General features: G+C 52.2%; 16 protein-coding genes. 15 read left to right on the forward strand and 1 reads right to left on the reverse strand.

The genetic code is table 11. From position 1 onward, the window contains the following. The first annotated feature begins 57 nt into the window (after positions 1 to 57). From MP213Fo_RS11145 to MP213Fo_RS11215, 15 genes are all read left to right on the forward strand, one after another. Positions 58 to 567 carry a formate dehydrogenase subunit gamma gene (locus tag MP213Fo_RS11145; protein ID WP_421089075.1) on the forward strand — a complete coding sequence of 170 codons (510 nt, stop codon included), beginning with the start codon at positions 58 to 60 and terminating at the stop codon, positions 565 to 567. Further along, positions 564 to 2,156: a formate dehydrogenase beta subunit gene (locus tag MP213Fo_RS11150; RefSeq protein WP_421089076.1), complete on the forward strand. Its 1,593-nt coding sequence runs from the start codon at positions 564 to 566 to the stop codon at positions 2,154 to 2,156. The genes MP213Fo_RS11145 and MP213Fo_RS11150 overlap by 4 nt, the downstream gene beginning before the upstream one ends. 13 nt (positions 2,157 to 2,169) lie before the next feature. Beyond that, complete coding sequence (fdhF, locus tag MP213Fo_RS11155) at positions 2,170 to 5,055, forward strand: formate dehydrogenase subunit alpha (RefSeq protein WP_421089077.1); 2,886 nt, start codon at positions 2,170 to 2,172, stop codon at positions 5,053 to 5,055. A gap of 2 nt (positions 5,056 to 5,057) precedes the next feature. Continuing rightward, positions 5,058 to 5,282, forward strand: coding sequence for a formate dehydrogenase subunit delta (locus tag MP213Fo_RS11160; RefSeq protein ID WP_421089078.1), 225 nt, complete (start codon positions 5,058 to 5,060; stop codon positions 5,280 to 5,282). Positions 5,283 to 5,360: 78 nt separating this feature from the next. Further along, on the forward strand, positions 5,361 to 7,013 hold the full coding sequence (locus MP213Fo_RS11165) for an OFA family MFS transporter (protein WP_421089079.1): 1,653 nt from the start codon (positions 5,361 to 5,363) through the stop codon (positions 7,011 to 7,013). Between the two features lie 273 nt (positions 7,014 to 7,286). Next, complete coding sequence (gene pip / locus MP213Fo_RS11170) at positions 7,287 to 8,258, forward strand: prolyl aminopeptidase (protein ID WP_421089080.1); 972 nt, start codon at positions 7,287 to 7,289, stop codon at positions 8,256 to 8,258. A 26-nt stretch (positions 8,259 to 8,284) separates the two neighbouring features. After that, positions 8,285 to 10,102 carry a prolyl oligopeptidase family serine peptidase gene (locus MP213Fo_RS11175; RefSeq protein ID WP_421089081.1) on the forward strand — a complete coding sequence of 606 codons (1,818 nt, stop codon included), beginning with the start codon at positions 8,285 to 8,287 and terminating at the stop codon, positions 10,100 to 10,102. Between the two features lie 23 nt (positions 10,103 to 10,125). Continuing rightward, positions 10,126 to 11,550, forward strand: coding sequence for a M20 family metallopeptidase (locus tag MP213Fo_RS11180; RefSeq protein ID WP_421089082.1), 1,425 nt, complete (start codon positions 10,126 to 10,128; stop codon positions 11,548 to 11,550). Between the two features lie 78 nt (positions 11,551 to 11,628). Beyond that, a complete protein-coding gene (locus MP213Fo_RS11185) occupies positions 11,629 to 13,272 on the forward strand; it encodes an ABC transporter substrate-binding protein (RefSeq protein ID WP_421089083.1) in 1,644 nt (547 codons plus the stop codon). A gap of 192 nt (positions 13,273 to 13,464) precedes the next feature. Continuing rightward, positions 13,465 to 14,544, forward strand: coding sequence for an ABC transporter permease (locus tag MP213Fo_RS11190; protein ID WP_421089084.1), 1,080 nt, complete (start codon positions 13,465 to 13,467; stop codon positions 14,542 to 14,544). Positions 14,545 to 14,552: 8 nt separating this feature from the next. Continuing rightward, positions 14,553 to 15,482, forward strand: coding sequence for a nickel transporter permease (gene nikC / locus MP213Fo_RS11195; RefSeq protein ID WP_421089085.1), 930 nt, complete (start codon positions 14,553 to 14,555; stop codon positions 15,480 to 15,482). 18 nt (positions 15,483 to 15,500) lie between these two features. Next, positions 15,501 to 16,364 carry an ABC transporter ATP-binding protein gene (locus MP213Fo_RS11200; RefSeq protein ID WP_421089086.1) on the forward strand — a complete coding sequence of 288 codons (864 nt, stop codon included), beginning with the start codon at positions 15,501 to 15,503 and terminating at the stop codon, positions 16,362 to 16,364. After that, a complete protein-coding gene (locus tag MP213Fo_RS11205; protein ID WP_421089087.1) occupies positions 16,361 to 17,164 on the forward strand; it encodes an ABC transporter ATP-binding protein in 804 nt (267 codons plus the stop codon). Before MP213Fo_RS11200 ends, MP213Fo_RS11205 begins: the two co-directional genes overlap by 4 nt. After that, positions 17,161 to 18,186 carry a serine hydrolase domain-containing protein gene (locus tag MP213Fo_RS11210; RefSeq protein WP_421089088.1) on the forward strand — a complete coding sequence of 342 codons (1,026 nt, stop codon included), beginning with the start codon at positions 17,161 to 17,163 and terminating at the stop codon, positions 18,184 to 18,186. Before MP213Fo_RS11205 ends, MP213Fo_RS11210 begins: the two co-directional genes overlap by 4 nt. 5 nt (positions 18,187 to 18,191) lie before the next feature. Further along, a complete protein-coding gene (locus MP213Fo_RS11215) occupies positions 18,192 to 19,511 on the forward strand; it encodes an MmgE/PrpD family protein (RefSeq protein WP_421089089.1) in 1,320 nt (439 codons plus the stop codon). Positions 19,512 to 19,528: 17 nt separating this feature from the next. On the opposite strand, the gene MP213Fo_RS11220 is transcribed toward MP213Fo_RS11215, so the two are convergent. Beyond that, on the reverse strand, positions 19,529 to 20,449 hold the full coding sequence (locus tag MP213Fo_RS11220; RefSeq protein WP_421089090.1) for a LysR family transcriptional regulator: 921 nt from the start codon (positions 20,447 to 20,449) through the stop codon (positions 19,529 to 19,531). Positions 20,450 to 20,513 lie beyond the last annotated feature (64 nt).

Raw genomic sequence — 20,513 nt, forward strand, 5'->3', positions numbered from 1 at the left:
CAGGTTCAGTTTTGATCTGTTCTAAACAACAAGAATACGGGGAGCCTTGCAATATCAATGCCAAGATCTACGCCAAGCAAAATGTCGTCAGCCGGAGCACCGGCCGGTAATGAATTTACCGCAAGTTTGATAGAGATTATCAATGGCCACAAAGGGCTTGAAGGGCCGTTATTGCCGATTTTGCACGCTGTACAGGCTGAATATGGCTATGTGCCTGCAGAAACCCTGACATTGATTGCGCATGAATTAAATATTTCCCGCGCAGAAGTGCATGGCGTGGTGAGTTTCTACCATGATTTTCGTTCTAGCCCTGCGGGTCGGCATGTGATCAAGCTCTGCCGCGCTGAGGCTTGTCAATCGATGGGCGGCGATGCCATTGCAGCTGCGGCTAAACGTCTTTTGGGGCTGGATTGGCATCAGACCTCTGCTGATGGTGCCGTAACGCTTGAGCCGGTTTATTGCCTCGGGCTTTGCGCCTGTGCTCCGGCTGCCATGGTTGATGATCAATTGATCGGACGCCTTGATGAGACACGAGTAGCGGAGCTTGCTGCGGAGGTGCGCTTATGAGTGTGACAATTTATGTTTCCGGTGATGCTGCTGCGCTCGCTGTGGGTGCTGATAAAACGGCCGTTGCGATTGCACAAGAAGCGGCACAGCGCGGGATTGAAATAACGATTATCCGTAATGGTTCGCGCGGCATGGTGTGGCTGGAACCGTTGGTTGAAGTGGTGACCGATCAGGGACGCGTGGCCTATGGTCCTGTGATGGCCGGTGATGTCGCTTCATTATTTGATGCCGGATTTGACAACCGGTTTCTTACCGGTAATGAGCATGTTTTGGCGCATGGCCTGACAGAAGAAATACCTTTTCTCAAAAAGCAAACACGGCTGACCTTTGCCCGTTGCGGTGTGACTGACCCGCTATCGCTGGCAGATTACCGCGCGTATGACGGTTTGAAAGGTTTGCAAAACGCGATTGCCATACAGCCGCTGGCTATTGTGGAGCAGGTCACCAATTCCGGCCTGCGCGGTCGCGGTGGCGCTGGTTTTCCAACCGGTATTAAATGGAAAACCGTGCATGATACCGATGCTGAGCGCAAATATATTGTGTGCAATGCCGATGAGGGGGACAGCGGTACATTTGCGGACCGGATGATCATGGAAGGCGATCCTTTCGTGCTGATTGAAGGTATGGCTATTGCCGGTATCGCTGTGGGTGCCACGAAAGGCTATCTTTATACGCGTTCTGAATATCCGCATGCGATTGCGGTGATGGAGAAAGCTATCAAACTGGCCCGTCAGGCGGGTATTCTCGGTACCTCGGTGATGGGCTCGCGCTTTGCCTTTGATATGGAAGTGCGCACGGGCGCTGGTGCTTATGTCTGCGGTGAAGAAACCGCATTGCTTGAAAGCCTTGAAGGCAAGCGCGGGCTGGTGCGTGCCAAGCCGCCGCTGCCAGCGCATAAAGGTCTGTTCGGCCTGCCAACAGTAATTAATAATGTGATCTCGCTGGCATCGGTGCCGATCATTATGGATAAAGGCGCCGAATATTATCGTGATTTCGGTATGGGGCGCTCGCGCGGCACTATTCCTCTGCAGATCGCCGGTAATATTAAATATGGCGGCTTGTTCGAGACGGCTTTCGGCTTAAGCCTTGGCGAGATTGTTGATGATATCGGCGGTGGTACAATTACCGGGCGTCCGGTGAAAGCCGTTCAGGTCGGCGGGCCGCTCGGTGCATATTTCCCGCGTGCGCTGTTTGATACACCGTTTGATTACGAAGCATTTGCTGCCAAAGACGGCCTGATCGGACATGCCGGTCTGGTGGTGTTTGATGACACGGCCGATATGCTGAAACAGGCACGGTTTGCCATGGAGTTCTGCGCCGTTGAATCTTGCGGTAAATGTACGCCATGCCGTATCGGCTCGACCCGTGGTGTTGAAGTGATTGACCGGCTGGCCGCCAATATTCAGCCGGAGGCGCAAATCGAATTGCTGACTGATTTATGCGATACTATGAAATACGGATCGCTGTGCGCATTGGGTGGTTTTACGCCCTATCCGGTGATGAGTGCGCTCACGCATTTTCGTGAAGATTTTAGCCCCGATACTCACAGAACCACAGCACAGACTGTGACAGTTCAGGCAGCGGAATAGGGAGTGGCAAGCGATGTCCTTAATTAAAGAAATCGATTTCGGCACACCAAAATCACATTCTGAAAAGATGGTGACGCTGACTATTGACGGCAACCAAGTGACTGTGCCTGATGGCACATCGATTATGCGTGCCTCGATGGAAGCCGGCATTACAATTCCTAAATTATGTGCCACCGATATGGTGGATGCTTATGGCTCATGCCGGTTGTGTCTGGTGGAGATTGAAGGTCGTAATGGTACGCCGTCTTCCTGTACAACGCCGGTCATGGAAGGCCAGATTGTGCATACCCAGACCGGTCGCCTGAAGAGCTTGCGCAAAGGGGTGATGGAACTTTACATCTCCGACCATCCTCTGGATTGCCTGACCTGTTCAGCCAATGGTGATTGCGAATTGCAGGATATGGCGGGTGCGGTGGGTTTGCGCGATGTGCGCTATGGTCAGGACGGCGCCAATCATGTGTTTGCCCAAAGCCGCAATGACGGCGCACTGAATGCGCAATGGATGCCGCAGGATCAGAGCAATCCGTATTTTACCTATGACCCGTCGAAATGCATTGTCTGCTCACGTTGTGTGCGTGCCTGCGAAGAAGTGCAGGGCACCTTTGCGTTGACCATTGAGGGACGTGGTTTTGACTCACGCGTTTCTGCCGGTATGCACGAGGCGTTTATCGATTCAGAATGTGTGTCTTGCGGCGCTTGTGTACAGGCGTGCCCGACGGCAACTTTGATGGAAAAATCGGTGATCGACATCGGTCAGCCGGAACATTCCAAAGTTACCACTTGCGCTTATTGCGGGGTCGGGTGTTCGTTTAAAGCGGAAATGCGTGGCTCGGAACTGGTACGCATGGTGCCTTATAAAGACGGCAAGGCCAATCATGGCCACTCTTGCGTCAAAGGCCGGTTTGCTTACGGCTATGCCAGCCATTCGGATCGTATTCTCAATCCGATGATCCGTAAATCGATCACTGATCCGTGGCAGGAAGTGAGCTGGGAAGAGGCCAATGCCTATGTTGCCAGCGAGTTCAAGCGCCTGCAGAACCAGTATGGCCGCAATTCTATCGGTGGTATCACCTCATCGCGCTGCACCAATGAAGAAACATTTCTGGTGCAGAAACTGATCCGTGCCGGGTTCGGCAATAATAATGTTGATACTTGTGCCCGCGTTTGCCATTCGCCGACCGGTTACGGGCTGAACCAGACTTTTGGTACCTCTGCCGGTACGCAGGATTTTGACAGTATTGAAGAAACCGATGTGGTGCTGGTGATCGGTGCTAATCCGACCGATGCGCATCCGGTTTTCGGTTCCCGCATGAAAAAGCGTCTGCGTGAAGGTGCAAAGCTGATTGTGATTGATCCGCGCCGCACCGATCTGGTGCGCACACCGCATGTGGAAGCGAGTTTTCATTTACCGCTGCGTCCCGGTACCAATGTGGCGGTGATTACGGCGCTGGCACATGTGATTGTGACCGAGGGGCTTTGTGACGAGAGCTTTATTCGTGAGCGCTGTGACTGGAGCGAGTTTCAGGATTGGGCAGAATTCGTTGCCGAAGAGCGCCACAGCCCCGAGGCCATTGAATTGTTGACCGGCGTTAACCCGCAGGATCTGCGCGGCGCCGCTCGCTTGTTTGCAACTGGCGGCAATGGTGCGATTTATTACGGGCTGGGTGTGACCGAGCATTCGCAGGGTTCAACCACCGTGATGGCAATTGCCAATCTGGCCATGGCAACCGGTAATATCGGCCGCAATGGCGTGGGTGTTAATCCGCTGCGCGGGCAAAATAACGTGCAGGGCGCCTGCGATATGGGCTCGTTCCCACATGAACTGCCGGGCTATCGCCACATATCTGACGATGCCACCCGTGATATTTTCGAAAAGCTCTGGGGTGTAACCCTGCAAAACGAGCCGGGTTTGCGTATTCCGAATATGCTTGATGCTGCCGTTGAAGGCACGTTTAAAGGCATTTATGTGCAGGGCGAAGACATTTTGCAGTCTGATCCGGATACCCGCCACGTGGCGGCTGGTCTGGCGGCAATGGAATGTGTGGTGGTGCAGGATCTGTTTTTGAATGAAACAGCAAACTACGCCCATGTATTTTTGCCGGGTTCAACCTTTTTGGAAAAAGACGGCACATTCACCAATGCCGAGCGCCGCATCAACCGCGTGCGCAAAGTGATGCCGCCGAAAAACGGTTATGCCGACTGGGAAGTAACCCAGAACCTTGCCAAGGCGATGGGGCTGAACTGGAACTATACCCATCCTTCACAGGTGATGGATGAAATCGCCATGACCACACCGAGCTTTAATGGTGTGAGCTATGAGCTTCTCGAACGTGAAGGTTCGGTGCAATGGCCATGCAACGCTAAAGCACCGCTGGGTACACCAATCATGCATGTGGATGGTTTTGTGCGTGGTAAGGGTAAATTTATCCGCACGGAATATGTGGCTACTGACGAGCGAACAGGGCCGCGCTTTCCGTTGCTGCTCACAACTGGGCGTATTTTGTCGCAATATAATGTCGGCGCGCAAACACGACGCACAGATAATGTGGAATGGCATGCGGAAGACCGGCTGGAAATGCATCCGCATGATGCGGAGGTACGCGGCTTGCGCGATGGTGACTGGGTTAAGATTGCCAGTCGCTCCGGTGAGACAACCTTGCGGGCGCTGATCACGGATCGTGTTTCTCCGGGGGTGGTTTATACGACATTCCACCATCCGACGACGCAGGCCAATGTGGTTACTACCGACTTTTCGGACTGGGCGACCAATTGCCCTGAATATAAAGTGACTGCGGTACAGATCGGTGCATCCAACGGGCCGAGCGAATGGCAGCGTGATTATGACGAGCAGGCAAGACAAAGCCGTAAGATTGTTCATGATCTGGAAGTGGCAGGCTGAAGATGAGTGAATATCGCAGCCGTATACCGATGATGGCCTCACAAATTGCCACGTTTTTCACCAGCCAACCTGAGGAGGTACAGGCAGAAGGGGTCGCAAAACATATTAATATGTTTTGGGAGCCACGCATGCGGAACCAGCTTTTTGATCTGATTGATGCGGGTGGAGAGGGCCTGCATCCTTTAGTGATGGCTGCGGCACCACATATCAAACGACCTGAAAAATAAAATAACGATCTAAAAATTGAGGGATGCTCACGGGAGATGGGCAGACTGCGGCTTGTCCGCAGAAGGGAGAGCTATGTCATGAGTGTAAGTGATCGTACTTTAGGAGGTCTGAGCGCGCCGGGAATTCTCGATCGCGAGCGGATTATTGCTATGCCCGGCTTCAACCGCTGGCTGGTACCGCCGGCGGCGCTGGCCATCCATCTTTGCATCGGTATGGCTTATGGTTTCAGCGTGTTCTGGCTGCCACTCAGCCGCGCTATTGGTGTGAGCCAGTCGGTTACCTGTGAAGGCATGGGGCTGATGACCGCCTTGTTCACCACCAGCTGTGATTGGCGGGTGGCGGATCTTGGCTGGATTTATACATTATTTTTCGTTTTACTGGGCTGTTCGGCTGCCATCTGGGGCGGATGGCTGGAGCGGGTTGGTCCGCGTAAGGCCGGCTTTGTTTCTGCTATCTGCTGGTGTGGCGGTATGGTTATTGCTGCTATCGGCGTGATGACACACCAGCTTTGGCTGATGTGGGTGGGTGCCGGTTTTATCGGCGGTATCGGGCTTGGCCTTGGTTATATTTCACCGGTTTCAACATTGATTAAATGGTTTCCGGATCGCCGTGGTATGGCTACAGGCATGGCGATTATGGGCTTTGGTGGTGGTGCGATGATTGGTGCGCCACTTGCCGATTTGCTGATGGAACATTTTAAAACCCCGACATCAATTGGTGTGTGGCAAACATTTCTGGTAATGGCGGCCGGTTATTTCGTCTTCATGATGGGCGGTGCTTTCGGTTATCGTATTCCACCTGCCGGTTGGAAGCCTGAAGGCTGGACTGCCCCGGCAGCCAAAAAGTCCATGATCACAACCCGTCACGTGCATTTGCGTGATGCGCATAAGACCAAGCAGTTCTGGTTGATTTGGGCTGTACTTTGCCTGAATGTTTCTGCCGGTATTGGTGTGATCGGCATGGCATCTCCGATGCTGCAGGAAATCTTCGGCGGCTCCTTGATCGGAGAACCCGGCCTGTCGTTTATGGAACTTGATGGCGCGCAGAAAACCGCAATTGCCGCAATTGCTGCCGGTTTTACCGGTTTGATCTCATTGTTTAATATTGGCGGACGTTTTTTCTGGGCATCTTTGTCAGACCGTATCGGCCGCAAGGCAACCTATTATGCCTTCTTCCTGCTTGGTATTGCCATGTATATGCTGCTGCCAACCGCTGCACATATGGGCTCACAGGCAATGTTTGTGGTTATGGTCTGTGTCATCCTGTCGATGTATGGCGGTGGTTTTGCGACTGTGCCTGCGTATCTGGCCGATATTTTTGGCACGCAATTTGTTGGTGCTATTCACGGACGGTTGCTCACAGCATGGGCAACGGCAGGTATTGTTGGGCCAGTTGTGGTCAATTATATCCGCGAGTTCCAGATTTCAGCCGGTGTACCGCGCGCGCAGGTCTATGATTATACAATGTATATTCTCGCTGGTATGCTTGCACTGGGGCTTATCGCCAACTTCTTCATCAAGCCGTTGTCTGACAAATGGTTTATGTCGGATGCGGAAGTAGCTGCCTTGCAGGCTAAAACCAAGGCTGTCGATTCCGGCCCGAGCGGCTCATTCGGCATTGGTACCGGCGGTCTGGATACCAAAGCGGCGCTGGCTTGGCTGGCCGTTGGGCTGCCGATCCTGTGGGGTGTGTGGACAACCTTCGAAAAATCATTGGTCCTGTTTCGTTAAATAAAGCGCCAGTTTCCAGCAAAAACAATCAAAAGCCCCGGCAAATTTGCCGGGGCTTTTGTGTTTATGGCAGAGGCCGCTATTGGCTTCACATAAACTATTCCATTCCTGCATAGGCAGTCGAAAATTGCATTGGCGTTAAAAGCCAATCATTGCTTATAAAATTTATGTCTGAAAATAAACGAGGCCGCTTAAAGACGGTCCAGAACAATCAACCAGACAAAGAGCGGGAATTGCATGGCTGTTTCGTAAGAAATGGTGGGAGAAAATAAAGTGGCAGATCTGCACATAGCGCGAAATATGTTCCGCTTAAAGGTCAGCGATATCCATGATATCGCGGTTTATGACTATGGTAATCCTGACGGCGTTCCGGCGGTATTTTTACACGGTGGCCCCGGTGCCGGTACCTCTGCCAAGCAAGTGGCAAGTTTTGACCTTGAAACCTATCGCGTCATTACTTTTGATCAGCGCGGTGCGGGTCAATCGACGCCAATTGCGGAAATTAAAGACAATACCACCCAAGATTTGATTGCTGATATTGAGCGCATTCGTGAAGCTTTGAATATTGAGCGCTGGCTTGTTTGTGGTGGCTCATGGGGTTCATGCTTGTCACTGGCCTATGGGCAGGCGCATCCGGAGCGATGCCTCGGCTTTCGTATTCACGGTATTTTTCTGGCACAAAAAGAAGATTGTGACTGGTGGTTTCATGGCTCCCGCGCAATTTTTCCGGATCATTGGCAGGCTTTTGCAGAGTTCATTCCGGAGGATGAACGCGGTGATTTGCTTACCGCTTATTATAAACGCCTGACCTGTGGTGATGGAGCTATTGAGCAGGCCGCAGCGCAGAGCCTGCGCGGCTTTTCGGCTAAAACCCAAACATTTGAACCAAGCACAGATCATGTGACCACGCTGTTGCAGCCGGATGCGGCCTTGGCCGTCTCAAGAATTTTTACGCATTATTGTATGAATAATGCCTTTTTGCCGGCAGGCTCGCTGTTGAATAATCTCGACCGTATCCGTCATTTGCCGGCTGAAATTGTGCAGGCGCGTTATGACACTGTCACGCCGATGATGACGGCATGGGCACTGAAAACGGCGTGGCCGGAAGCCGGATTTACCATTGTTACGCTTGCCAATCACCAATCCACAACCGGACCGATGTTTGATGCATTGAGCGCTGCCTCACAGCGGTTGGCGCAGGCTGTAGGCCTTGCGGCGCCAGCAAACACCACGCCGGTAAACTGAGTTACACACCAAGAACGGGCAGCTTTATGTTTGACATTTTGAACTCCGCACCATCCGTGATGATGTCGTCTTATATGGATATTTGCAAAGCGGTTAAGCCTGCAGTTTCGCCCGATGGCGAATTGCTGGCATTTTTAAGTGATGCAAGCGGCACCATGCAGGTGTGGTTGCGCCCGCTTAATGGCGGAGAAGCAAAACAGCTGACCAATCTGCCGGAGCCGGTCGGTAGCTTGTCGTTTAATCCTAAGAGCCGTGATCTTTTGATTACCACCGATTGGGGCGGTGATGAGCGTCATCAATTATGGCTGATTGAAAATGCCGAAGGTGAGCCGCGTTTGCTGACCAAAGATACCAGTGTTGTGCATGGCTGGGGTTGCTGGTCGCCGGATGGTACGAAGATTGCTTATTCAGCCAACTATCGTGATCGTTCTGATATGGATTTGCATGTCATGACGGTGGCAGGCGGCGATGTAAAATGCGTGTATCAGGGTACAGGCTGGCGCACGCCGGCTGCTTTTTATCCCGATGGGCAGGCCTTGCTGGTTTATGATTGCGAAAGAGCAATGACAGATCAGGACCTGTGCAGACTTGATCTTGCAACTGGTGCCTATGAAAAAATTCTGCCGCATCAGGGACGTGCGCGTTATCAGGCGCCGCGCTTTTTCAAAGACGGCTCCGGCTTGCTACTGATTTGTGATCAGGAGCGTGAATATTTGTCGGTGATGGTGAAGACACCCGATAGCTGTGGTTTAGATCTTTTGGCTGAATTTGAAGGTCAGGATATTGAAGCGCTGGCGATTGCGCCTGACCAGCAAAGCATAGCGCTGGTGGTGAACCGTCAGGGCTGGAATGATTTGGCGCTCATTGACCGAAAGGGCAATGTGCTGAAATCGATTGCAACGCCGGTGCCGGGTGTGATCGCTTCGGTTGCATGGACACCTGATGGGGCAGCGCTGATCGTGCCGTTTGAAGGGGCTGCAATTTCTGGTGATATCTGGTGTGTGGATGTGCAAACCGGCGATTTCACGCCCTTGAGCACTGCGCCGAAGACAAAAACCCCATTGCCTGCATTTATCGAGCCAAGCGTTACCAGCGTGGCAAGTTTTGACGGTCTGGAAATTCCTTATTTTGTATATCAGCCGCAAACTGTAGCGCCTGCAGAAGGCTTTCCGGTGCTGATCATTGTTCATGGCGGCCCCGAAGCACAGTGGCAGCCGGATTTTCGTGCTGATGTGCAATATATGCTGGCGCGCGGCATTATGGTGATTGCGCCCAATATTCGTGGCAGCACCGGCTATGGCCGTGCCTATCAACATCTTGATGACCGTGAATTGCGTATGGACAGCGTGGCCGATCTCAAAGCGGTGCGACTTGCGGTTGGTGCGCGTGATGATGTGGATGACAGCCGCATCGGTGTTTTCGGGCGTTCCTATGGCGGTTTCATGGTGCTGTCAGCAATGACGGAATATCCGGAATTGTGGCGCATGGGCGTCGAGTTTTACGGTATCGCCAATTTTCTCACATTGCTGCAAACCACAGGCCCCTGGCGCAAGCAATTGCGCGCGGTGGAATATGGCGATGTTGAAACCATGCGTGCCGAGCTTGAGCGCTTTTCGCCGATCAACCAGATCAGCGCTATCAATGCACCATTGATGGTGGTGCACGGGCTGGAGGATCCGCGCGTGACGCCTTGCGAAAGCGAGATGGTGTATTCGTGCCTGCGGGGCCTTGGTAAACCTGTGGAAATTCTGCGTATTGCCCATGAGGGGCATGGTTTTGCCCGTGCTGAAAACCGCCAAACGGTATTTGGAGCGCTGGCGCGCTTCATTGATGAAAATTTGTAAGTTTAAGATTGGGAGTAGCGCTTGTGAAGAACGGCGAAATAATCTGGGATTTGGTTGACGCTAAAAAAACTGCGTTCGAAGCATTGAGCGATCGCGTTTGGGGTATGCCGGAGATTGCCTATACGGAATATAAATCCTGTGCCGAACATACGCAGATGCTGCGCGAGCAGGGCTTTAAAATCACTGAAAATGTGGCTGGTATTCCGACCGCGGTGATTGGCGAGGCAGGAGAAGGCGGGCCGGTTATTGCTATTCTTGGTGAATATGATGCTTTGCCGGGGCTTTCACAGGAGGCCGGTCTTGCCGAGCCAAAACCCTTGCCGGGCACTGGTCATGGCCATGGTTGCGGCCATAATATGCTGGGTTCGGCAGCGCTTCTCGCTGCAACCGCGGTAAAAGACTGGTTGGAAAAAACCGGCAAAAAAGGCCGCATACGCTATTATGGTTGTCCGGCAGAAGAGGGCGGCGCTGCCAAGGCATTTATGGTGCGTGCTGGCGCGTTTGATGATGTGGATATTGCTATTTCATGGCATCCGGCATCGTTTACGCAAGTTGATGACGCTCAATCGCTTGCCAATACACGGATGGATTTCGAATTTACCGGTCGTGCGTCTCATGCGGCTGCGGCGCCGCATCTTGGCCGTTCCGCGCTTGATGCGATTGAGCTGATGAGTGTTGGCTGCAATTATTTGCGCGAGCATATCCCTGCGGATTGCCGCTTGCATTACGCTTATCTCAATGCCGGTGGCATTGCACCCAATGTGGTTCAGGCCAAAGCTAAAGTGCGCTATGCGATCCGTGCAACCGATTTGCCTGGCATGTTCTCACTCAATGAGCGGGTTAAAAAAGTGGCGCAGGGTGCTGCAATGATGACCGAGACCACGGTTGATATTTCGATCATGAGCGCGGTGTCCAACCTGCTTGGCAATACCCCGCTGGAAGTGGCTATGCAGACGAATATGGAGCGCCTTGGCGGTGTGCCATTCGATGATGCAGACCGTGCATTTGCCGCTAAAATTCAGGCCACGCTGTCAGATGCAGATATTGAGACCGATTATTTGCGTGTTGGCCAGGTTTTGGCAGAGAATGCACCACTGTGCGATTACGTATTACCGCGTGAGCAAAAAGGCGTGCCGATGATTGGTTCTACCGATCTTGGTGATGTCAGCTGGGCAGTGCCGACAGTGCAGGCACGGGTTGCCACCCATGCCATCGGTTCGCCCGGCCACTCATGGCAGATTACGGCGCAGGGCAAAATGCCGGCTGCTCATAAAGGCATGGTCTATGCTGCCAAAGTTATGGCCGGCACCGGGATTGATGTTTTGCAGGATGAAGCTTTGTTGGCGAGTGCGATTGCCGACCATCAGAGCCGGCTTGCCAAAACACCTTATACCTGCCCGATCCCGCCGGAAGTTAACCCACCGCTGCAGCCGCGTCCGGCTGAGTAAGATCACAACCGGCACGGCAAAATAATATTTTTGTCGTGCCGCCTGATGTCTGTGAGCAATCAAAAATATAAAAAGGGGATGAATATGACAAAGTTAAACAGCATGAAGAGCCTGCGCCGCAGCAGTGCTTTAGCACTGGTTGCAGGTGTGGCCGGACTTGCCGGATTTGCAGGCGTGACTACACAGGCCGAGGCCGCATCGCCGCCGAATGCGCTGGTAATGGCATGGAATATTGACGCAATCAGCACCTTCGATCCGGCGCAGATCGGTGAAGCTGCCACCAATGAGATTGTGCAGAATATTTGCGATCCGTTGGTTGATTTTGATCCGGCTGACGAGACCAAAATCCTGCCGAAAATGGCTAAAAGCTGGGATGTCTCGGAAGATGGTCTGCAGATCACTTTCCATTTGCGCGATGATCTGAAATTCGATTCCGGTGAAAAAGCCACTGCTGGTGATTTGGCTTGGTCATTACAGCGGGTGGTTAAGCTTGGTTTTGGTAATGCCGCGACGCTGACTGAATATGGTTTTGTAAAAGACAATGTCGACAGCACTATCGTTGCACCGGATGATACAACGTTGATTTTCAAACTCGACAAGCCTTATCCGGCCAATCTCATCCTTTCAGCCATTGCTGCCAACCGTGTTTCTGGCCTGCTTAACCAGAAGGTGTTGATGGCCAACCAGGTTGATAATGATCTGGGCAATAAATATCTGGCAACGCGTTCGGATTGTGTCGGCCCTTATAAGCTGGCGCGCTGGAACCCTGCCGAGGTTGTGCTGTTGCAGGCCAGCGATAATTATTGGGGTGAAGCACCAAAACTCAAACAGGTTTTGATCCGCCACGTCTCAGAAGCTGGTACACAACGTTTGCTTTTAGAAAAAGGCGATATTGATATTGCCCGCGATCTGACACCGGAAGATCTGACTGATCTTGAAGCGCAGGGTAAAGCAACCGCATCACGCGTTTTGAAACCGTCTTTGTTCTATTGGAACTTCAACAATGCCGATCCGATTTTCTCCAATGACAAAGTGCGTCATGCTATGCGCTATCTCATTGATTATGATGGCCTTGCCAAGACCGTTATGAAAATTGTCGGTGAGCCGCGCGCAAGTTTTGTCCAGCTTGGTGCTATTGGTGCACTGGATGAAAAACAAGGTCAGCCATTTAAGCTTGATGTTGAAAAAGCCAAAGAGCTTTTAAAAGAAGCCGGTTATCCGGACGGTTTTGAAAGCACGATGTTTATCGGTACCGCACCTTATGCAGCCCCGATTGCCCAGAGCATTCAGGATGCTGCGGCCAAGGCCGGCGTGAAGATCAAAATTGAACGCATGGCCAATGCGCAATTGTTCAGCCGTATTCGTGGCCGTGAGTTCCAGACATCGCTGATGGGCTGGCAGACAATGGTGCCGGATGCACATGGCAATGCCTCGCGCCAGATTTACAATCCGGATAATCGCATGGAAGCCAAGCAGACCATGTATCCGAGCTGGCGTGCGAGCTATTTCGACGAGGCCGTGAACAAAAAAGTTGACGATGCCCTGTTTGAAAAAGACGACGCCAAACGCAACCAGATGTATTTTGATCTGCAAAAAGAGATGATGGAAAAGGGCCCGCAAGCCTACATGTTCCAGCTCTATAATGTTGCCGGCGTGAGCAAAGCGATGAAAAACTGGAGCTGGAACGGTTTCCGCGTTTATTACGACACCGCAGCAAAATAACAGACTGACAACAGCCCTGCCGCAGCGGTTTTGTTGCGGCAGGGCGATCTGAATGCTTCAGCTGAGCCGTTTATATCAGTCGCGACATATTCACAGCATTTCATTGTTCTTGTCAGGGTTTGCGGCAGTTTAACAGTGTGCCGCACACTCTCCTTTTCCTGAATTTGCCTAAATTTCCACAGGAATTCGCCCATGACGACGCCCGAAATTATTGAAGATACGGAGCTTGACAATGAGGTCTATCATGATCCTCATCCCGTGCTTCTCTTTCTCGCCGCCGCCGCCCGCCTGATCGTTTCAGTTGCGATTACGCTGCTGGGACTGGTTACGCTGACCTTTTTTATCAGCCGTCTTTTGCCGCTCGATCCGGTTATTGCAATGCTGGGAGATAATATCTCGCAGGAAGCCTATGATACGATGTATCGTAAGCTGGGTCTTGATCAGCCATTGATCGTGCAATACGGGCTTTATATTAAAAATGCCGTGATGTTTGATTTTGGTAATGCGCTGACCTCAGGCAGACCTGTGCTTGAAGATATTGGCCGTGTTTTTCCTGCGACCATTGAACTGGCAACAGTTGCCATTCTGATCGGCACCGGTTTTGGTATTCCGCTTGGTGTGTTTTCTGCGATGTATCGCAATTCGCCGCTGGATCATCTGGTACGCATGCTCAGCCTGCTTGGCTATTCCACGCCCAATTTCTGGTTGGGTCTGATGGCGTTGCTGGTGTTCTATGCCGGTCTTGGCTGGATTGGCGGCCCTGGCCGTATTGATTTTATCTACGAGTTCTCAATCGAACCGCAAACCGGATTTCTGTTGATCGACAGTGCGATGCAGGGGCAGTGGGACGCATTCGGCAATGCATTCAGCCATATTATTATGCCCGCACTTATCCTTGCTTTCGGCTCGATGGCTTATATCAGCCGTATGACCCGCGGCTTTATGATCGAGCAGCTTAATCAGGAATATATCATCACTGCCCGCGTTAAAGGTTTGTCATGGTCACGCACCGTGTGGGGGCATGCGTTCCGCAATGTTGCCGTGCAGGTTGTCACTGTTGTGGCGCTGTCTTACGCCTTTTTGCTGGAAGGCGCAGTGCTGACAGAGACTGTGTTCGCGTGGCCGGGTTTTGGCCGTTATCTCACCAATGCTTTGATGGCAGGCGATATGAATGCTGTGGTCGGCTGTACGCTGATTGTGGGTATTTTATTCGTGGTTATCAATCTGATCAGTGACCTGCTTTACCGCGTCTTTGATCCGCGCACACGATGATAGGTAAAATGATGACAAATACCTCTAAATCTGTGGCTACCGACACTTCCTTCCGCGCATGGTTGCGCGCACCGGTGCCATCTTCAGCTTTTCAGGCCAATGTGCAGCAATTGCGCCGTTCATGGCTGAAACTGCTGACAAACACTTCTGCGGTTTTTGGGCTCTGCGTGATCCTGATGCTGATCGGTATTGCAATTTTTGCACCTTTAATCGCCACGCACAGCATTGGTGCCACGGATCTTGGCAACCGGTTGCAGGCGCCGTCATGGCAGCATTTCTTCGGAACGGATGAGCTTGGCCGCGATATTTTCAGCCGTCTTGTCTATGGTTCGCGGATCACGCTGTATATTGTGACGCTGACCGCAATTATTGCCGCACCAATCGGCCTGATTGTGGGAACCACTGCCGGTTATATGGGCGGCTGGGTTGATACCGCTTTGATGCGTATCGTCGATATTTTCCTCGCATTTCCAAGTCTTGTTCTGGCGCTGTCTTTTGCAGCTGCGCTCGGGCCCGGCATTGAAAATGCGGTGATTGCGATTTCTCTTGCCGCATGGCCGCCAATTGCACGCCTTGCACGGGCTGAAACGCTCACTATCCGCTCTTCTGATTATGTGGCCGCAATCAAATTGCAGGGCGCGTCCACTATGCGGGTGATTACCCGCCATGTGGTGCCGATGTGCATTCCGTCTGTGGTGATCCGTATCACGCTCAACATGTCTTCCATCATTCTCACAGCTGCCGGTCTTGGCTTTCTTGGTCTTGGTGCCCAGCCGCCGAGCCCGGAATGGGGTGCGATGCTCTCCAGTGGCCGTGAATTCATGATGACCTCATGGTGGCTGGCTGCGATGCCCGGTTGCGCCATTCTGCTCGCCAGCCTTGCCTTCAACCTGTTTGGTGATGGTTTGCGCGATATTCTTGATCCCCGTAACGGCTAAAGTGAACGGATAAACATCATGACCAAACCTCTTCTCGAAGTTGAAGATCTGTGGGTGTCCTTTCCCGGTCTTGACCGGTCGATCGATGTGGTGCGCGGCATCAGTTTTTCTATCGGACGGGAAAAAGTAGGCATTGTAGGTGAAAGCGGTTCCGGTAAGTCGATGACAGGGCGCTCGATCCTCAAACTAACCCCGAAAATCGCCCAGATTCGTGCCAAGAAAATGCAATTCGGCGATGTTGATTTGCTGGGTGCCAGTGAGCGCGAAATGCGCACAGTGCGCGGCAATAAAATTTCGATGATTTTGCAGGATCCGAAATATTCGCTCAATCCACTGATCCGCATCGGTGACCAGATTATGGAGGCTTATCGCCTGCATCACCGGGTGAACAAGCAGGAAGCGCGCCAGAAAACTCTGACCATGCTGGAAGCGGTGCATATACGTGATCCTGAACGGGTGATGCGTTTGTTCCCGCATGAAATTTCCGGCGGTATGGGGCAGCGCGTTATGATTGCGATGATGCTGATCCCCGAGCCCGACATGATTATTGCCGACGAGCCGACCTCGGCTCTTGATGTGACGGTACGCCGGCAGGTGCTGACAGTGCTTGATGAACTGGTCAGCCGCTCCGGCACCGGGCTGATGTTTATCAGCCATGATCTTAATCTTGTGGCGGATTTCTGCGATCGGGTGCTGGTGATGTATGCCGGACGGATCATGGAGGATCTGCCGGCCAAAGAGCTGCATAAGGCCAAACATCCTTATACGCAGTCGCTTTTGGCCAGTCTGCCGCGTCTGGACCAGCCGGTTGATATGTTGCAGGTGCCGCAGCGCGATCCGAGCTGGCTCACCGGTTCAACCCTCAGCGGAGGGCAGGTATGATGGCTGAAGTGATGAATGATATGACAAAACCTCTGGTGGATGTTGCCGGCCTCACGATCAGCTTTGGCAAAGGGCGCAAACGCGCAACCGTGGTTAAAAAAGCAAAATTCCATATCGCCCGCGGCGAGGCTTACGGGCTGATCGGTGAATCGGGCTGCGGTAAGTCAACAATTTTGCGGGCTCTGGCCGGTCTTGTTCCGCATTATACCGGCAATTTTACTTTTGACGGTACGTTGATGGCGGGTGAGCGCGATAAAGCGTTTTTCCGGCGCGTGCAGATGGTGTTTCAGGATCCTTACGCCTCGCTGCATCCGCGTAAGCAGGTGCATAAAGTGCTGGCTGAATCACTGACTATTCATGGTATGGATCGTAAAGAAGAGCGCATCCGCGATGTTCTGACCGCAGTGGGGCTTGGCCCAAGCTTTATGTATCGCTACCCGCATGAATTGTCTGGCGGTCAGCGTCAGCGTGTTGCGATTGCACGGGCGCTGATTATCGAGCCGGAAGTCTTGCTGCTTGATGAACCGACCTCGGCGCTCGATGTTTCGGTACAGGCTGAAATTCTAAATCTGCTCAAAACGCTGCGCCGTGATCGTGGTTTGACCTATCTGATGGTCAGCCATGATCTGGCAGTGGTTGCCCATATTTGTGAGCGTGTAGGGGTGATGCATAAAGGCATTATTCTCGAAGAACTGACCGCAGATGATCTGCGCCAGTCACGCGCCAAAGCACCTTATACGCAAGAGTTTTTACAGGCCAGTGTTGAGGCCGTTGCACATCATCAGGATACAGTATCATGAGTTATGATTCAGGAACCAGAATAGCGACCAATCCGGCTGAAAGCTGGGAAACGGTTAAAAATCCTGCGGCTGCAGGCTGGTCGGAGGCAGGTCTAAGTGCCGTAAATGCTTGTGCTGACGGGCAGGAAACCGATGCGCTGATGATCGTTCAGGGTGGTAAAATCATCTATACTTACGGGGATGTTACCCATAAATATCTCTGCCACTCGATCCGCAAAAGCATTCTTGCGGCTCTGATGGGGCAGGATGTGGCTGATGGAACGATTGATCTGAGCCTGACTATGGAACAGCTTGGCATTGATGATAATGACGGCTTGAGTGAGGTTGAAAAGCAGGCAACTGTTTATGATCTGCTCACGGCACGTTCCGGTATTTACCATGCTGCGGGCTATGAAACGCCGTGGATGCGCATGATCAAAGAAAAACGTCATTCGCATGCGCCTGGCACATTCTGGTGCTATAATAATTGGGATTTCAACGCGCTTGGCACGATTTTTGAACAGCTGACCGGCCAAACTGTGCATCAGGCTTTTGAAGAGCGCATTGCCAAACCGTTGCAGTTTGAAGATTTTAACCTCAGCGGTGACAATTCGGGTGGTCGGCCAGATGGCTGGCACGAGCGCTTTACTGAAAGCCGTCATGCAGCCTATCCGTTCCGCCTTTCAACCCGTGATCTTGCACGTTTCAGCCAGCTTTATCTGCGCAATGGCCGCTGGAATGGTGAAGACGTGCTGCCAAAAGGCTGGGCGCAGGAATGTGTAATGCCGTATTCCGATGCCGGTGCTAAAGGCGCTTATGGTTATATGTGGTGGCTGGAACGTGACGGTGTGTTTTTTCCCGGTGTGGTAACGCCTAAAGGTAGCTATGCGGGTTTTGGTGCTGGTGGGCACTCCTGTATTACGCTGCCGGCACTGGATATGGTGATTGTTCATCGCGTGGATACCGATGTGCCGGGACGTAACCTGAGCAAGCATAAATTCGGCCGCTTGCTGAAGCTTATTCTTGATGCTTTTCAGGGGTAATGACCATGCGGGGGGAAATGATGACTGTCGCGCATGCGATTGCGAAATTTTGTGCGCAACCTGTTGTGAGCAGAAACGCCCGCCAGCTGGCACGGGATGCGATTATTGACACGCTGGCCTGTATGGTCGGTGGACGTGATGATCTGAGTACACAAACGGTTGCCAAAGCCTTTGCAGATAGTGCTGGCAGCCCGATGCATGCGGCGCTTGTTCAGGGTACTGCGGCTCATGCACTTGACTATGACGATAATTTTTTGCCCGGCATGAGCCATGCTTCAGCTGTGCTGGTGCCTGCGATTTTGGCACTTGTTGATTTTGATACGGTCAGCGGTACGCAACTGATTGATGCGTATCTGGCAGGGCTGCAGGCACAGGCTTTTGTGGGGCAAGGTGTGGGGCAGGCGCATTATACGGCTGGTTGGCATGGAACATCGACAATCGGCAGTATTGGCACAGCTGTTGCCACTGCTAAAATTATGGGGCTCGACATTGAGCAAACCGCCCGCGCACTCACCATTGCGGTAAGTTTTGCATGCGGCACTAAAGGCCAGTTCGGTACTTTGATTAAGCCGTTTCATGCGGGTATGGCCGCACGCAATGCCGTGGAAGCGGCTTTGCTGGCCAAAGCCGGTATGCAGGCACGCGCTGATATTCTTGAAGGCGAACAGGGTTTTCATGAATTATTTGCCGGCGATAAGCGCATGGGCTGGGATATTAATGCGATATTGGCGCCGCAAGATCATATTATTGAAACTGCTGGTGTGATGCCCAAGCGCCATCCGTGTTGCGGTTCAACACATCTGATTGTTGACGGTTTGCTTGATCTGATGCGTGAACATGACTTTACAGCACAGGATATTGATCATATCGGGGCGCTGGTCGGCATTGCCAATTATCGCAATCTTGCTTATCCGCAGCCAGAAAATGAAATGCAGGCACGGTTTTCCATGCAATATTGTGTGGCGCGCGCTGCACGACAAAAGCATTTGAGTCTTGCTGATTTTACCCCTCAGGCTGTGCGGGATTTTGCTGATGATCCGCTGATGCAACAGATTGAAATGCTGAGCTATAGTCTGGATGAAGAGCGGATTTCCCATGACAAGCTGGCCCATCGAGTGAGCGTGACATTACTGGATGGCCGCGTTTTACAAACAGCCCGCACTTATGCGGTGGGTGCCTTGCAGGAGCCGTTTTCAGAAGCGGATCGCAGCCATAAATTTATGGATTGCTGTGGTGAGCTTAGCAATGCCGGTAAAATTTATGATGATTTGCAAGGACTGGATCAGCTTCAAGACCTGAAGATCTTGAAACAGCTTTTTAGCTGAGTGGTTTAAAAACAATCTTACTGGAGCTTGATATGACTGGTGGCGAGTGCAGTAACCCGCCGCCAGAACCGCTCTGCATAATCGGTGCGAAAGCGCTGACTGCGATAAATGCGGATTTCCACATCCAGATCGTATTTTTCAGCGCCTGCGCGCACTAAAATACCGCGTTTCCACTCATCAGGCATCAGCCCTTCCGGCACCCACGCTACCCCCTGACCAGAAACTGCCATGGCTTTGAGCGCGATTGCCATACTGTTTTCATAGACCACATTGAGATGCAGCTTTGTCTGTTCGGTCATCGGGTCGAGTACCTGCGAGAAAAATGTATTGCCGCGATAGCGCAGATATTCGGTTGGTAAATTGCTATTATCCAGCACATGCATCGGCTGGCCGCTGGAATTGGCAGCAGAAACCGGAATCACCTTTTCATGGCCCAGTGCCAGATAGGGAAATTTAGCCAGATCGTCGATTTGCGCTACAGACGGATGTGCATAGGTCAGCAGAAAATCACAATTGCCGTTCAGTAATGTCGACATATTACCGAGAAATGATGAGTGCGGATCAGAAAATCGTGTTCTGAAACTGTCACCATTGCTTTCAAGCTTTGCCAGCAGTGCCGGAAAAAATGTGAGTGACAGTGTGTTGAGCGTGGCGAAGGACAAGACCTCAATCATCGGCTTGTAGCGCGCGCTCAGTTCATCGCGGGCATGGGTGAGCAGCCCCACGGCGTCATGGGCGCGTGACAGGAAGCTTTGTCCGGCAAGGGTTAAGCGAATAGGGTAAGTGGAGCGGTCGACCAGCGGAACTCCGACCCAGGTTTCAAGCTGTTTTATACGACGTGACAAAGCTGACTGCGTAACGTGGCGCTCATTCGCAGCACGGGAGAAGTTCAGATGTTGTGACAGGCAAAGAAAATCTTCGAGCCACTTCAATTCCATAAGTGATGTTCCGCATTCGTAAGTCACGAGCAATTCGTGGATATTCTATGGTCAATTCCGGCGC

The organism is Pseudochrobactrum mosebachae (genome assembly GCF_048914685.1).
GTDB lineage: Bacteria > Pseudomonadota > Alphaproteobacteria > Rhizobiales > Rhizobiaceae > Pseudochrobactrum.